The organism is Streptomyces sp. NPDC094032 (assembly GCF_040303965.1).
In the GTDB taxonomy this organism is placed as follows: domain Bacteria; phylum Actinomycetota; class Actinomycetes; order Streptomycetales; family Streptomycetaceae; genus Streptomyces.
On record NZ_JBEOUE010000004.1, the window covers coordinates 318,964 to 333,154 of the forward strand.

The 14,191-nt window shown below is 71.0% G+C and carries 10 protein-coding genes and 1 pseudogene; 5 read left to right on the plus strand and 6 right to left on the minus strand.

Going from position 1 to position 14,191, the window contains the following annotated elements; all coding sequences use genetic code 11:
- The first annotated feature begins 16 nt into the window (after window positions 1-16).
- The 5 genes from dusB to ABTZ54_RS09610 all read left to right on the plus strand — a co-directional run bounded on the left by dusB (window position 17) and on the right by ABTZ54_RS09610 (window position 8,021).
- A complete protein-coding gene (dusB, locus tag ABTZ54_RS09590; RefSeq protein ID WP_351659134.1) occupies window positions 17-1,153 on the plus strand; it encodes a tRNA dihydrouridine synthase DusB in 1,137 nt (378 codons plus the stop codon).
- A gap of 367 nt (window positions 1,154-1,520) precedes the next feature.
- Entirely contained in the window at window positions 1,521-4,232 is a 2,712-nt protein-coding gene (ppdK, locus tag ABTZ54_RS09595; protein WP_351659137.1) for a pyruvate, phosphate dikinase, read from the plus strand.
- Between the two features lie 562 nt (window positions 4,233-4,794).
- The gene (locus ABTZ54_RS09600) at window positions 4,795-5,829 is read left to right on the plus strand and encodes an ArsR/SmtB family transcription factor (RefSeq protein ID WP_351659140.1); all 1,035 of its coding nucleotides are present in this window, start codon (window positions 4,795-4,797) and stop codon (window positions 5,827-5,829) included.
- A gap of 81 nt (window positions 5,830-5,910) precedes the next feature.
- Window positions 5,911-7,503 carry a right-handed parallel beta-helix repeat-containing protein gene (locus ABTZ54_RS09605; RefSeq protein WP_351659143.1) on the plus strand — a complete coding sequence of 531 codons (1,593 nt, stop codon included), beginning with the start codon at window positions 5,911-5,913 and terminating at the stop codon, window positions 7,501-7,503.
- Window positions 7,504-7,610: 107 nt separating this feature from the next.
- Window positions 7,611-8,021, plus strand: a complete 411-nt coding sequence (locus tag ABTZ54_RS09610) for a VOC family protein (protein WP_351659146.1) — start codon at window positions 7,611-7,613, stop codon at window positions 8,019-8,021.
- 19 nt (window positions 8,022-8,040) lie between these two features.
- Here the strand turns inward: ABTZ54_RS09610 and ABTZ54_RS09615 are convergent, their stop codons facing one another.
- From ABTZ54_RS09615 to ABTZ54_RS09640, 6 genes and pseudogenes are all read right to left on the minus strand, one after another.
- Window positions 8,041-8,805: an SDR family NAD(P)-dependent oxidoreductase gene (locus ABTZ54_RS09615; protein ID WP_351659148.1), complete on the minus strand. Its 765-nt coding sequence runs from the start codon at window positions 8,803-8,805 to the stop codon at window positions 8,041-8,043.
- A gap of 37 nt (window positions 8,806-8,842) precedes the next feature.
- Window positions 8,843-10,228 carry an MFS transporter gene (locus ABTZ54_RS09620; protein WP_351659151.1) on the minus strand — a complete coding sequence of 462 codons (1,386 nt, stop codon included), beginning with the start codon at window positions 10,226-10,228 and terminating at the stop codon, window positions 8,843-8,845.
- A 75-nt stretch (window positions 10,229-10,303) separates the two neighbouring features.
- Window positions 10,304-10,888 (minus strand): TetR/AcrR family transcriptional regulator, encoded by a 585-nt coding sequence (locus ABTZ54_RS09625; RefSeq protein WP_351659154.1) that lies wholly within the window; start codon window positions 10,886-10,888, stop codon window positions 10,304-10,306.
- A 32-nt stretch (window positions 10,889-10,920) separates the two neighbouring features.
- The gene (gene nirD, locus ABTZ54_RS09630) at window positions 10,921-11,247 is read right to left on the minus strand and encodes a nitrite reductase small subunit NirD (protein ID WP_351659157.1); all 327 of its coding nucleotides are present in this window, start codon (window positions 11,245-11,247) and stop codon (window positions 10,921-10,923) included.
- Window positions 11,244-13,790 carry a nitrite reductase large subunit NirB gene (gene nirB / locus ABTZ54_RS09635; RefSeq protein ID WP_351659160.1) on the minus strand — a complete coding sequence of 849 codons (2,547 nt, stop codon included), beginning with the start codon at window positions 13,788-13,790 and terminating at the stop codon, window positions 11,244-11,246. The genes nirD and nirB overlap by 4 nt, the downstream gene beginning before the upstream one ends.
- Before the next feature lies 1 nt (window position 13,791).
- A pseudogene (locus ABTZ54_RS09640) lies at window positions 13,792-14,191 on the minus strand (hypothetical protein); the annotation flags it as partial.

The window sequence follows — 14,191 nt, forward strand, 5'->3', positions numbered from 1 at the left end:
GCGCGACAATGGGCGGATGACCGCGTTCTCCCCCCTCGCCATCGGGCCGCACATCGTGCAGCCGCCGGTGGTGCTCGCGCCGATGGCCGGCATCACCAACGCCCCCTTCCGCACCCTCTGCCGTGGGTTCTCCGGAGGGAAGGGCCTCTTCGTCAGCGAGATGATCACGACGAGGGCGCTGGTCGAGCGCAACGAGAAGACCATGCAGCTCATCCGCTTCGACGAGACCGAGAAGCCGCGCTCGATCCAGTTGTACGGCGTCGATCCGGTGACCGTCGGCAAGGCCGTCCGCATGATCGTGGACGAGGACCTGGCGGACCACATCGACCTGAACTTCGGCTGCCCGGTCCCCAAGGTGACCCGCAAGGGCGGCGGCTCGGCCCTCCCGTACAAGCGGCCGCTGCTGCGCGCGATCCTGCACGAGGCCGTGTCCAACGCGGGCGACCTGCCGGTCACGATGAAGATGCGCAAGGGCATCGACGATGACCACATCACCTTCCTGGACGCCGGGCGGATCGCCGTCGAGGAGGGCGTCACCGCCATCGCCCTGCACGGCAGGACCGCCGCCCAGCACTACGGCGGCACGGCCGACTGGGACGCCATCGCCCGGCTCAAGGAGCACGTGCCGGAGATCCCGGTGCTCGGCAACGGTGACATCTGGTGCGCCGACGACGCCCTGCGCATGATGCGGGAGACCGGCTGCGACGGCGTGGTCGTGGGCCGTGGCTGCCTTGGGCGCCCGTGGCTCTTCGGGGACCTCGTGGCGGGCTTCGAGGGGACCGGGGAGTACGCGCAGCCGGGGCTGCGGGTGGTCGCGGACACGATGGTGAAGCACGCGCGGCTGCTCGGCGAGTGGCTGGGCGACGAGTCGCGCGGTGTCGTCGACTTCCGCAAGCACGTCGCCTGGTACCTCAAGGGCTTCTCGGTCGGCTCGGAGATGCGCAAGAAGCTGGCGATCACCTCGTCCCTCGACGAACTGAGCGCTCAGTTGAGCGAGCTCGACCTGGATCAGCCCTGGCCGGTGGGCGCGGACGGCCCTCGGGGTCGTACGTCCGGAAATGGGCGGGTTGTCCTGCCGGACGGCTGGCTGAAGGACCCCTATGACTGCGCCGGAGTGAGCGAGGACGCGGAGCTGGACACGTCCGGCGGGTGAGATGAGGCCGGGATTCGGGCCCTTCCTGGCGAGTGATTCTCGCCACCCTTGATAGGGGTACTGCTCAGATGAGCAGGTTACGGGCCCGTCTCGTGCTTGAAGGGTGGCACGGAGTGCCACCCTTTTTGCGTTCAAGAGTTGAACGCAGATGCTCCGTTGGGCGCTCACTTGAGCGGCCAAGTCCTGGAATGAGTCAACTCGGCTTCGGGGCGTGAAAGCGGAAGCTACCTGTCAGTTACTTTCGATGTGCTGGCGGACGGGTGGTTAAGACCGGGTGACCGGTAGGCGTACCTCCCCAGAAGCCTTCGATCTGGGTATGTTCCTCGCCGTCAGGGCAGCCAACCGAGTCATCGAGGAGTCGGGACCCGTGTCGGAAAACAATGATCAGAAGTTCGTGTACGACTTCACCGAGGGGAACAAGGACCTCAAGGACCTTCTCGGTGGCAAGGGCGCGAACCTGGCCGAGATGACCAACCTCGGTCTGCCGGTCCCCCCCGGCTTCACGATCACGACCGAGGCCTGCAAGGTCTACCTCGAGAGCGGCTCCGAGCCGGTCGAGCTCCGCGACGAGGTCACCGCGCACCTCGACGCGCTTGAGCGCCGGATGGGCAAGAAGCTGGGCCAGGCGGACGACCCGCTGCTGGTCTCGGTCCGCTCCGGCGCCAAGTTCTCGATGCCCGGCATGATGGACACGGTCCTCAACATCGGCCTCTCCGACGTCTCCGTCGAGGGCCTCGCCCGCCAGGCCGACAACGGGCGCTTCGCCTGGGACTCGTACCGCCGCCTCATCCAGATGTTCGGCAAGACCGTCCTCGACGTGGACGGCGAGCTCTTCGAGGACGCCCTCGACGAGGCCAAGGCCGCGAAGGGTGTCACCAGCGACACCGACCTGGACGCCGACGACCTGAAGAAGGTCGTCGAGCACTTCAAGAAGATCGTCAAGACCGCGACCGGCCGCGACTTCCCCCAGGACCCGCGCGAGCAGATGGACCTCGCCATCGAGGCCGTCTTCAACTCCTGGAACACCGACCGCGCGAAGCTGTACCGCCGCCAGGAGCGCATCCCGGGCGACCTCGGCACCGCCGTCAACGTCTGCTCCATGGTCTTCGGCAACCTCGGCCCCGACTCCGGCACCGGCGTCGCCTTCACCCGCGACCCGGCCTCCGGCCACGCGGGCGTCTACGGCGACTACCTGCAGAACGCGCAGGGCGAGGACGTCGTCGCCGGCATCCGCAACACCGTGCCGCTCGCCGAGCTGGAGTCGATCGACAAGGCGTCGTACGACCAGCTCATGCAGATCATGAACACGCTGGAGACCCACTACAAGGATCTCTGCGACATCGAGTTCACCATCGAGCGCGGCCAGCTCTGGATGCTCCAGACCCGCGTCGGCAAGCGCACCGCCGGTGCCGCCTTCCGCATCGCCACCCAGCTCGTGGACCAGGGCCTCATCGACGAGGCCGAGGCGCTCCAGCGCGTCAACGGCGCCCAGCTCGCCCAGCTGATGTTCCCCAAGTTCGACGAGAACGCGAAGGTCGAGCAGATCGGCCGCGGCATCGCCGCCTCCCCGGGCGCCGCCGTCGGCAAGGCCGTCTTCGACTCGTACACGGCCGTCAAGTGGTCCCGCTCCGGCGAGAAGGTCATCCTGATCCGCCGCGAGACCAACCCCGACGACCTGGACGGCATGATCGCCGCCGAGGGCATCCTCACCTCCCGCGGCGGCAAGACCTCGCACGCCGCCGTCGTCGCCCGCGGCATGGGCAAGACCTGTGTCTGCGGCGCCGAGGAGCTGGAGGTCGACACCAAGCGCCGCCGGATGACCACCGCCTCCGGCGTGGTCATCGAGGAGGGCGACGTCGTCTCCATCGACGGCTCCACCGGCAAGGTGTACGTCGGCGAGGTGCCCGTCGTACCGTCCCCGGTCGTCGAGTACTTCGAGGGCCGCATGCACGCCGGCGCCGACGACGCCGACGAGCTCGTCCAGGCCGTCCACCGGATCATGGCCTACGCCGACCGCGTCCGCCGGCTGCGCGTCCGCGCCAACGCCGACAACGCCGAGGACGCCTCCCGCGCCCGCCGCTTCGGCGCCCAGGGCATCGGCCTGTGCCGCACCGAGCACATGTTCCTCGGTGAGCGCCGCCAGTACGTCGAGCGGCTCATCCTCGCCGACACCGACGAGGAGCGCGAGGAGTCGCTGAAGGCGCTGCTCCCGCTGCAGAAGCAGGACTTCGTCGAGCTCTTCGAGGCGATGGACGGCCTGCCCGTCACCGTCCGGCTGCTCGACCCGCCGCTGCACGAGTTCCTGCCCGACATCACCGAGCTCTCGGTGCGCGTCGCCCTCGCCGAGGCCCGCAAGGAGCCGCACGAGAACGACCTGCGCCTGCTCCAGGCCGTGCACCGGCTGCACGAGCAGAACCCGATGCTGGGTCTGCGCGGCGTCCGCCTCGGCCTGGTCATCCCCGGCCTGTTCACCATGCAGGTCCGCGCCATCGCCGAGGCCGCCGCCCAGCGCGTCGACGCCAAGGGCGACCCGCGCGTCGAGATCATGATCCCGCTCGTCGGCACCGTCCAGGAGCTGGAGCTGGTCCGCGAGGAGGCCGAGGAGGTCATCGCCGAGGTCCGGGCGCAGACCGGCGTCGACCTCGCGCTGGCCCTGGGCACCATGATCGAGCTGCCGCGCGCCGCCGTGACCGCCGGTCAGATCGCCGAGGCCGCCGAGTTCTTCTCCTTCGGCACCAACGACCTGACCCAGACGGTCTGGGGCTTCTCCCGCGACGACGTGGAGGCCAGCTTCTTCACCGCGTACCTGGAGAAGGGCATCTTCGGCGTCAGCCCCTTCGAGACCATCGACAAGGACGGCGTGGGCGCCCTGGTCCGCAGCGCCGTCGAGGCCGGCCGCGCCACCCGCCCCGACATCAAGCTGGGCGTCTGCGGCGAGCACGGCGGCGACCCGGAGTCGGTGCACTTCTTCCACGAGGTGGGCCTCGACTACGTCTCCTGCTCGCCCTTCCGGATCCCGGTGGCGCGCCTGGAGGCCGGCCGCGCGGCGGCCGAGGCGAAGGGCAGCGACAGCCGCTGACCCGATGACCACCGGAGCCGCCGCTCGTCCCCGACCCTCAATACCGATGGGCGGCGGCTCCGGTTCGCAAGAGAGACGGGGCGGACACCTTGTGCGGAGGTGTCCGCCCCGTCGTATTTCGTCCCGGGCGCGGCGTTACATGATCGTTGGGCAAATGTGAGTTCCTGTTCAAGTCCATGCTCGAATGCGAGACATTCGCGACATCGGATTATTGGACATTGAACGACAATGAGCGCTGTCGAACGCCGTTCAAACGACGTTGGACTTTCGCAAAGAATGAGACAGGCGCGACCCCCGGATCCCCACCCGGAGGCCGCGCCCATTTTTCGTCGGGCAGGTGAGCCGCAACCTCGCCGACCGCCGCCGGACGAGACGAAGCCCCCCACGGTCTTCGCCACGTCACCTCGGTCCTGAAGGTTTCCTGCCCGACACGCACAGCTTTTCGGTTGACCTGTGTTCGCCGCGAGGCTTTTCAAGTGTGGCTGAAACACCCTGGTAACGTGCAGTGATGCTGTGCATACTCGTCGTCGGGGGTGGTTGCGAGTGCACAGGTGGGGGTTCCATGCTGCGGATTCATTTCAGCGGAAACGACTTGGCCGGGGTCCGGATGGCCGCCCGGCCGGACGTTCTCTGGGAAACGATTCTCAGTTTTCACCGTTTAAGGGACCGGCGCGGATCGGTGGTCTACCGCGAATGGCGGTCGGAAGCACGCATACGGCTGGGCGACGAGACCCGGCTGCTCGCCGCGCTCGTTCCGGGCCGCGGCTATTTCCCCGACTTCCTGACCCCGCCGCAGGGCATCCTCGGCGTCGATGAGGCCCTCGACGCGATACGCGCGACCCCGCCGGGCCGGATCCACGCCGAGCTCTCCCTGATCGGCGCCACCCGGACCGCCCGCGCCGGCCGCCCCGCCGTGCCGGCCGCGCTGCGCGCCCTCGCGGAAGGCGCGTCGGAGCCCCTGGGACGGCTCGTCGCCGCCCTGCGCGGCTACCACCGGGCCGCCGTCGAACCGTACTGGTCGCACATCCAGGCCCGGGTCGAGGCCGACCGGGCGGTACGGGGCAGGGCCCTGCTCGACGGGGGCGCGGAGGAACTCCTCGCCTCGCTGCCGCCGATGCTCCGCTGGCGCAGCCCCGTCCTGGAGGCCGACTACCCCGTCGACCGGGACGTGCACCTCGACGGGCGCGGGCTGCTGCTCCAGCCCTCCTTCTTCTGCCGCGGCACCCCGGTCGTCCTGCGCGACCCCGGGCTGCCGCCGGTGCTGGTCTACCCCGTCACCCACAGCGAGGCGCCGACCGTGCGCGAGCCGGGCCTGCCCTCGCTCGCCAAGCTGGTCGGCCACACCCGCTCCGCCGTCCTCAACGCCATCGGCGACGGCGGCACCACCAGCGAACTGGCCCGCCGGGCCGGGGTCTCCCTCGCCTCCGCGAGCCAGCACGCGGGCGTGCTCCGCGAGGCGGGTCTGGTCGCCACGCTGCGGCACGGCAACGCGGTGCTGCATACGCTCACGCCCTTGGGCGCGGCCCTTCTCGGGGGTGCGGGCCGGACCCCCCGTGAGACGCGCTGCTACGCGCGGAACGGGACGGTCACGTCGTAGGCGGTGCTGGGTGACCTGCGGGTCAGGCTCTGACGTAGCCTCCTCCTCCGAAGATCGACATCGATACGAGGGGGAAGCAGCGTGGAGCGCCGTTCGCTGATGCTGGCCATGGGCGGGTTCGTCGGAGCGTGGGGCGGTGGCGCCGTCCTCGGTGCGGAGCCCGCCGCCGCGGCGGGGACCGGCGGCACAGGCGGCACCGTCGTCAGCGTGCTCGACCACGGTGCCAAGGGTGACGGAACGGCCGACGACACGGCCGCGTTCAAGAGCGCGCTGGCCGCCGTGAAGGGTGTGGGAGGTCCGGCGACCCTGCTCATACCGCCGGGCACCTACCTGACCGGAGCCGGGCTCGTCGTCGGCTCCGGGACCACCGTCTCCGCGTACGGCGCCCGCATCGTCCGGACCGGGGACAACGGCGGCCTGCTGAAGAACTTCGACTCCGTCACGCCCGTGTACGGCTACGAGGGCGCGGGCTCGATCGCCGTCCTCGGCGGCACCTGGGACATGCGCGGCGGGGTCTTCAGCGCCCAGAGCGACGCCATGGGCTTCGCCCACTGCGAGGGCGTCCTGGTCAAGGACTGCACCTTCGTCGACACCCCCTCCGCGCACGCGGTCGAGCTGAACGCCGTCCGGAACGCGGCCGTCGTGAACTGCGTCTTCGACGGGCACCACCCGGGCGACGGGGCGAGCCTCACCACGAAGGAGGCCGTCCAGATCACCTGCGCCACCCAGGGCAACCTGCCCGCCCCCGCGTACGACGCCACCCCCTGCGAGGACATCCTCATCACCGGCTGCACCCTGCGCCCGGGGACGACGACCGGGCCGTTCGGCGCGCTGTGCGGGGACCACTGGGGCGCCAAGGGCGTCTTCCACAAGCGGATCCGGGTCATCGGCAACACCGTCGAGAAGAGCGGCGCGTACGGTGTCCGGGCCGCCGACTGGCAGGACTCGGTCATCGCCGACAACACGATCACCAGCACCGCCTCCCACGCCGTCTACCTCAACTCGCCCCAGGGCAACGGCCTCAGCGGCATCACCGTCTCCGGCAACACCATCCGGAACATCGAGGGCAGCGGCGGCATCTCGGTCACCGTCCCCTCCGGCGGCGCCCGCCACCGGTCCGTCACCGTCACCGGCAACACGATCGAGTCGGTCAAGGGCGAGGCCGGGATCTACGCGACGCAGACCGACGGCCTCACCATCAGCCGCAACACCGTCACCACCACCCTGCGCACCAGCCCCACCGGCAACTGCCAGGCCATCCACGTCCAGAGCTCCCCGAACGCCATCGTCGTCGGCAACAACCTCTCCGACGTCCAGGGCGACGGCATCGGCGTGGACTCCGCCGCCACCGGCACCCTCGTCGCCGACAACACCGTCCTCACCACGACCGGTTACGGCATCAGCTCGGGCGTCGGCGGCGCCACCCTGCGCGGCAACCGGATCACCGGCGCCACCGCCTACGCCGTCCGGGTCGGCGGCAACGCGGCCGGGACCTTCGTCCAGGGCAACACCGTCGGCGCCGTCAACGGCGGTGCCTCCGCCGCCGCGATCGGCGTCATGGCGGGCTCCACCGACACCTGGCTGGTCGGCAACGACCTGACCGGGCGGGGGGCGGGGGTGGCCGCCGTCGCGGACTCCGGGGCGGGGACGACGTCCGTGCAGAACGTGGTCTGAAGCATGATCTGAAAAAAGTTTCGGCGCGGCGATGAGTTTCGTCGCCGCGCCCCGTCTTAACTCTCGTAAGCGCTGCTACGGAAGTGACAGAAGAGAGAGACGACACCATGGCTCAGATGATCTTCGTGAACCTGCCCGTCCAGGACCTCGACGCCAGCAAGGCGTTCTGGAACAAGCTGGGCTTCTCCTTCAACCCGCAGTTCTCGGACGAGTCGACCGGCTGTCTGGTGATCAGCGACACGATCTTCGCCATGCTGCTCACCGAGGAGAAGTTCCGGACCTTCACCGCGCCGGGCAAGGACGTCTCCGACGCGACGAAGAGCACCGAGGTGCTGATCACGCTCAGCCGCGAGTCCCGCGAGGGCGTCGACGAGCTGGTCGACGCGGCCCTCGCGGCGGGTGGCGGCGCGGCGAAGGAACCGCAGGACCACGGCTTCATGTACGGGCGTTCCTTCGCCGACCTGGACGGCCACCACTGGGAGGTCTTCTGGATGGACCCGGCCGCCGTCCAGGGCTGAGCCCGCCCGGCGGACGCTGTCAGGCCGAGACGCCGCCGTCGACGACGAGGTCCGCCCCGATCGTCGAACCGGCGGCGTCGGACGCCAGGTGCAGCACCGCCGCCGCCACCTCCGCCGCCGAGGAGATCCGCCCCAGCGGCGACTCCTCCTTCATCCGGACCTCCCGCTCGGCCGCCGTCTCGCCCGGCCGCAGCGACATCGAGGACTCCGAGGCACCGGGGCTGACCGCGTTGATCCGGATGCCGTCGGCCACGTGGTCGAGGGCGGCCGCCCGGGTGAGCGCGGAGACCGCCGCCTTGGACACCTGGTAGCCGAAGACGCCCGGGATACGTACATGGGGGCCCAGGTTCGAGGAGATGTTGACGATCGCCCCGCCGCCGTGGGCGCGCATGTGGGCGATCTCCGCCTGAAGCGCGTGCAGCACGCCGGTGACGTTGATGTCGAGGAGCGTGTGCCAGTCCTCAAGCGGGAAGTCGGCGGCCGAATGACCGCCACGGAACACCCCCGCGTTGTTCACGGCGACGTCGAGACCGCCGAAGGTCTCCACCGTCGCGCCCACCAGCCGCCGCATGGACGCGGCGTCCGCCACGTCGGCGGTGAACGCCGCCGCGGTGCCGCCCGCCGCCTCGATCAGCGCCACCGTCTCGTCGAGCGTGCCGGAGCTGCGGCCGGCGACGGCGACCTTCGCGCCCTCGGCGGCGAACGCGAGCGCGATGGCACGGCCGAGGCCGGAGCCGCCGCCGGTGACGAGGGCGGTGCGGTCGGTGAAGCGTGCGGGTGTCATGGTCGACTCCTTGGTGGGAAGGTTCACTTGAGGACGTTCACTTGGTACGTGCGGCCGTCGCGGCCAGTGCCGCGAAGCCGAGGGCCGTCGCCGCCAGCGAGGCGGTGTCCGTGCCGAGGGTCAGCACGGCGGCGAAGACGACGGTGGGGCCCAGCTCCATGGCGGTGTTCAGGACCCCGCCCGCCAGGCCGCCGTCCTCCGGCGGGACTCCCTCCGTGGCCAGCACGCTCGCCCCCGCGAAGGAGACGGCGGCACCGGCCGGGAGCAGCAGCAGACCGGGCAGCAGCCCGTACGCGTACGGCGTCGCCGGGTCGAGACCGGTGGCCGCGAGCAGCCCGAGGCCCACGGCTCCGGTGCCCAGGCCCGCGGCGGTCGCGCGCCCCGCCCCGTACCGCCGGATCAGCGGCCCGGCCGCCCGGCCCGCGAGCAGCAGTGCGACGGCGAACGGCACGAAGGCGCCCGAGGTGCGCAGCGCGGACCAGTCGCGGCCCTCCTGGAGGCCGAGCGACAGCAGGACGAAGACACCGGCGGTGCCGGACGCCGTGAGCGCCACGGCGGCGAGCCCCACGCCCCGGCGGCGGTCGCGCAGGAACGCGGGCGGCAGGAGGGGGTCCGGCGCTCGTCGTTCCAGCCGCGCGAAGCCCGCGAGGAGGGTCAGGCCGACCAGCAGCGGGAGGAGGACGGCGGGGGAGTCCCAGGGGTGGGCGTCGGTGAGGACGAGTCCGTAGCTGGCGAGGGTGATGCCGGTGGTGGCGAGCAGTGCGCCGGGGAGGTCGAGGCCTCGGGTGGTCCGTCCTCGGTTCCTCTCCGGTGCCGTGTCCGGCAGCAGCCTCGGGGCCAGGAGCAGCGCGGCGGCCGTGACGGTGACCGGGACCGCGAAGGTCCAGCGCCAGGAGGCGGCGGCCGAGATCACCCCGGAGAGCAGGTTGCCCGCCGTCGCGCCCAGGACGGCCAGTCCGCCCCACGTGCTCATCGCCTTGCTGTACGCGGCGGGCGCCGGGTACAGGGCGCGCAGCACGCCCATCGCCGCGGGTGCCACGAGCGCGGCGCCGAGCCCCTGGGTGAACCGGGCCGCCAGCAGCGTGCCGTACCCGGCGGCGAGTGGGGCGAGGGCGGACGCGACGCCGAAGACGAGGAGCCCGGTGGTCAGCGTCCGGCGCCCGCCGTACCGGTCGGTGAGCCGGCCGCCGAACAGCAGCAGCCCGGCGAAGGTCAGGCCGTACGCGGCGCTGAGCAGGATCAGGTCGGCCCGGTCCAGGCGCAGTTCGGCGCCGATCCGGGGGAGCGGGACGGCGAGGGCGGCGAGGGTGAAGATCAGGGTGGCCTGGACGGTGCCGAGGAGGGCGAAGGCGGGGGCCGCTTTTGGCAGTGACCTCGGTGTCGGCGGTGCCGGCGGTGCCGGAGCGGGCTTTGTGCTGAGCATGGATCCCCCGTAGTGTAATGGACCGTTCATTCCCGAATAAGGTTCGAAGAAAGGGCGCCGCCCGGCGCCCTCTTCTCAGTCGAGCAGTGTCAGCGCCTGTTCCGCCGCGTCGCGCACCCTGTCCGGGTCGCTCGACGCCTTGCCGACCACCCGCAGGCCCTGCATCAGCACCAGCAGCATCCGCGCCAGCGCCCGCGGGTCCCGGTCCTCCGGGAGCTCGCCCTGTGCCACCGCCCGCGTGAGCGCCGCGTGCAGCAGCGTCTCCAACTGCTCCCAGCTGCGCTCCACGCGGCGCGCCACGCCCGCGTCGTGCGGGCCCAGTTCGGCGGCCGAGTTGGTGACCAGGCAGCCGCGCAGCCGGGTCTCGTCCGCGCCCGACTCCGCGGCGAAGCGGCGCACCAGGGCGCGGACGGCCGGCAGGGCGGGGCCCGGCGCCGACAGCTCCGCGAACAGGCGCGGGTCGTGCGTCTGCGCGTACCGCTCCATCGCCTTCAGGTACAGCTCGTGCTTGTTGCCGAAGGTCGCGTAGAGGCTCGCGCGGCCGATGCCCAGGTGGTCGACCAGGTCGGCCATGCTCGTCGCCTCGTACCCCCGTGCCCAGAACAGGTCGAGGGCCGAGCGGAGCGCCGCGTCCGGGTCGAATTCCTTTGTCCTGGCCATGGGGGGACGATATGCCTTTCTGGAACGATCGGTCAAGTCAGGCGGAGTTCGTAGACCCGTACCGACACCGCGTCGTCGTCCAGGCACCTGCCCGTCTCCAGGTCGAAGCGCTGCTTCAGCAGCGGCGACGCCACGAACGGGCGGCCCGCCGCCGAGCCGGTCAGGCCCCGCGACAGCACCTGCGCGCCCGTGAACGGGTCGCGGTTGTCGATCGCGTACGCGCGGCCCGTCCGGTCCTTGAACACCGCCGCCTGCCGGCCGTCCGGCAGCAGGGCCGCCACGCCCCGGCCGGGGGTGAGCCGGTGTTCCTCGCAGACCGGGGTCCACGCGTCGGCGGAGTGGGAGAGTTCGAGCATCATCGGGTCGGGGTCCCTTCGCGCGTGCCGATGGTCAGGAGTTCCAGGTCGGGCTTGATCTGGTCGCGCTCCGGCACGAACCGCACCGTCGGGTCCGGTGCCTCCGGCGCGTTCACGAACGACACGAAGCGGCGCAGCCGCTCCGGGTCGTCCAGCGTCTGCGCCCACTCGTCCCGGTAGCCGGCCACGTGCGCCGCCATCAGCGCCTCCAGTTCCGCGCACAGCCCCAGCGAGTCGTGCACGACCACGTCCCGCAGGTGGTCCAGGCCGCCCTCCAGGCGGTCCAGCCATACCGACGTGCGCTCCAGGCGGTCCGCCGTGCGGATGTAGAACATCAGGAAGCGGTCGATCAGGCGGATCAGTTCGGAGTCCGACAGGTCCTGCGCGAGCAGGTCCGCGTGGCGCGGGGTCGCGCCGCCGTTGCCGCCCACGTACAGGTTCCAGCCGGTGGCCGTCGCGATCACCCCGAAGTCCTTCGACTGGGCCTCCGCGCACTCCCGGGCGCAGCCCGAGACGGCCGACTTCAGCTTGTGCGGGGCGCGGAGGCCTCGGTAGCGGAGTTCCAGGAGGATCGCCGTCCGTACCGAGTCCTGCACGCCGTAGCGGCACCAGGTCTGCCCTACGCAGGACTTCACCGTGCGCAGCGCCTTGCCGTACGCGTGTCCCGACTCGAAGCCCGCGTCCACGAGGCGGGTCCAGATCGACGGGAGCTGCTCGACCCGGGCGCCGAACAGGTCGATCCGCTGGCCGCCGGTGATCTTCGTGTACAGGCCGAAGTCGCGGGCCACCTCGCCGATCACGATCAGCTTCTCCGGGGTGATCTCGCCGCCCGGGATGCGCGGCACCACCGAATAGGAGCCGTTGCGTTGGAGGTTGGCCAGGAAGTGGTCGTTGGTGTCCTGGAGTGCGGCCTGCTCGCCGTCCAGGATGTAGCCGTCCGCGCCGATCGTCGGGGCCAGGCTCGCCAGGATCGAGCCGATCGTCGGCTTGCAGGTCTCGCAGCCCTCTCCGCCCTTCGCCTGTGGGTGGCCGTGCGAGTCCAGGAGTTCGGTGAAGGTCGTCGTCCGGAGGGTGCGGGCGATCTCGTACAGCTCGCTGCGGGTGTACGGGAAGCAGGCGCACAGGCCCTTGGTGGCGGGCTCCGGCAGCAGCTTCTCGATCAGCTTGACGCAACTTCCGCAACCCGTACCCGCCTTGGTGCACTTCTTCACCTCGGGCAGCGTCGCGCACTGGGTGATCGCGTGCTTGGTTACGTTGTGGCAGGAGCAGATCACCGCGTCGTCCGGCAGTGCGGTGGGGCCCAGGGCCTGCGAGCCCGCGCCCGCCTGAGCCGGGAGTACCAGTTGCTCCGGGGAGACCGGGGGCTTCGTGCCCGTCAGCGGGCGGAGTAGACCGTACGAGTCCGCGTCGCCGACCAGGACGCCGCCCAGCAGCGTGCCCTCCGTGTCCACCACCAGCTTCTTGTAGATGCCGGAGCGCGAGTCCGCGTACACGACGTCCAGGGAGCCGTCCGTGGTGCCGTGCGCGTCGCCGAAGGACGCCACGTCCACGCCCAGCAGCTTCAGCTTCGTCGACAGGTCCGCGCCGGTGAAGCCGTCCGTCGGCTCCTCGGCGATCGTCGCCGCCGCCGTCCGGGCCATCTCGTAGCCCGGTGCCACCAGGCCGTACACCCGGCCGTCCGAGGCTTGCGCGCACTCGCCGATCGCGAACACCCTCGGGTCTGAGGTGCGGCAGTGCTCGTCCACCGTGATGCCGCCGCGCTCGCCCACCGTCAGGCCGCAGTCTTGGGCCAGTTGGTCTCGGGGGCGGACTCCTGCCGAGAACACCACCATGTCCGTGCGCAGTTCCGAGCCGTCGGAGAGGCGCATGCCTGTCACCTTGTCGGCTGTGGTGATGACCTCCTGCGTGCCCGTTCCGGTGTGGACCGTCAGGCCCATGCGCTCGATCGTGCGCAGCAGCGCCGCTCCGCCGCCCTCGTCCACCTGCACCGGCATCAGGCGTGGGGCGAACTCCACCACGTGGGTGTCCAGGCCCAGGCCCTTGAGTGCGCCCGCCGCCTCCAGGCCCAGGAGTCCGCCGCCTACCACCGTGCCGGTCGTGGCGTTCTTGGCGTACTCCTCGATCGCCAGCAGGTCCTCGATCGTGCGGTAGACGAAGCAGCCCGTGGCGTCCTTGCCCGGGACCGGGGGGACGAAGGGGTACGAGCCGGTGGCCAGGACTAGGGTGTCGTACGTGAGCGTCCGGCCCGAGGTGGTCGTCACCGTGCGGGCCGTCCGGTCGATCGTGTGGGCCGCCGTGTCGGTGTGGAGTTCGATGCCGTGCCTCTCCAGGAAGCCCGGTTCGACCATCGACAGCGCCTGTGGGGTCTTCCCCGAGAAGTACGAGGTCAGCTGCACGCGGTCGTAGGCCGGGCGCGGTTCCTCGCAGAGCACCACGATCCTGGCCCTCGCGGTGACCTGTCGGTCGGCCAGTGCCTCCAGGAAGCGCTGGCCGACCATGCCGTGGCCTACCAGGACGATGGTGGGGCGGGTGGGCTGGGTCGGCATGTCAGGAGCCTCCGTCGTGGGTGAGCAGGTGGAGCAGGTTCGCGTCCTGGGGGAGGGGGGTGTCGCCCTCCCAGGTCTGGGCCAGCGTTCCCACCGAGGTCAGGTCGCCGAGGAGTACGCCGCCCACCAGGCGGTCGCCGCGGACGACGACCTTGCGGTAGGCGCGGCGGGTGGCGTCGGTGAGCTGGATCACGTCGTCGCCGGGGGCGGGGGTCGTCTCGCCGAACGTCGCCAGGTCGAGGGTGTCCGCGCCGCCCAAGGTGAGGCGGGTCAGGGCGCGGGTGCCGGTGTAGTGGGGGGTGCGGGGCTCGGCCACAGGGCCCGCAGACCGCCCTCCAGGGGCGGCGTGAAGAGCCCGGCTACCAGGACGGCGGCGTAGGCCAGGAAGAGGTTGCCGATGC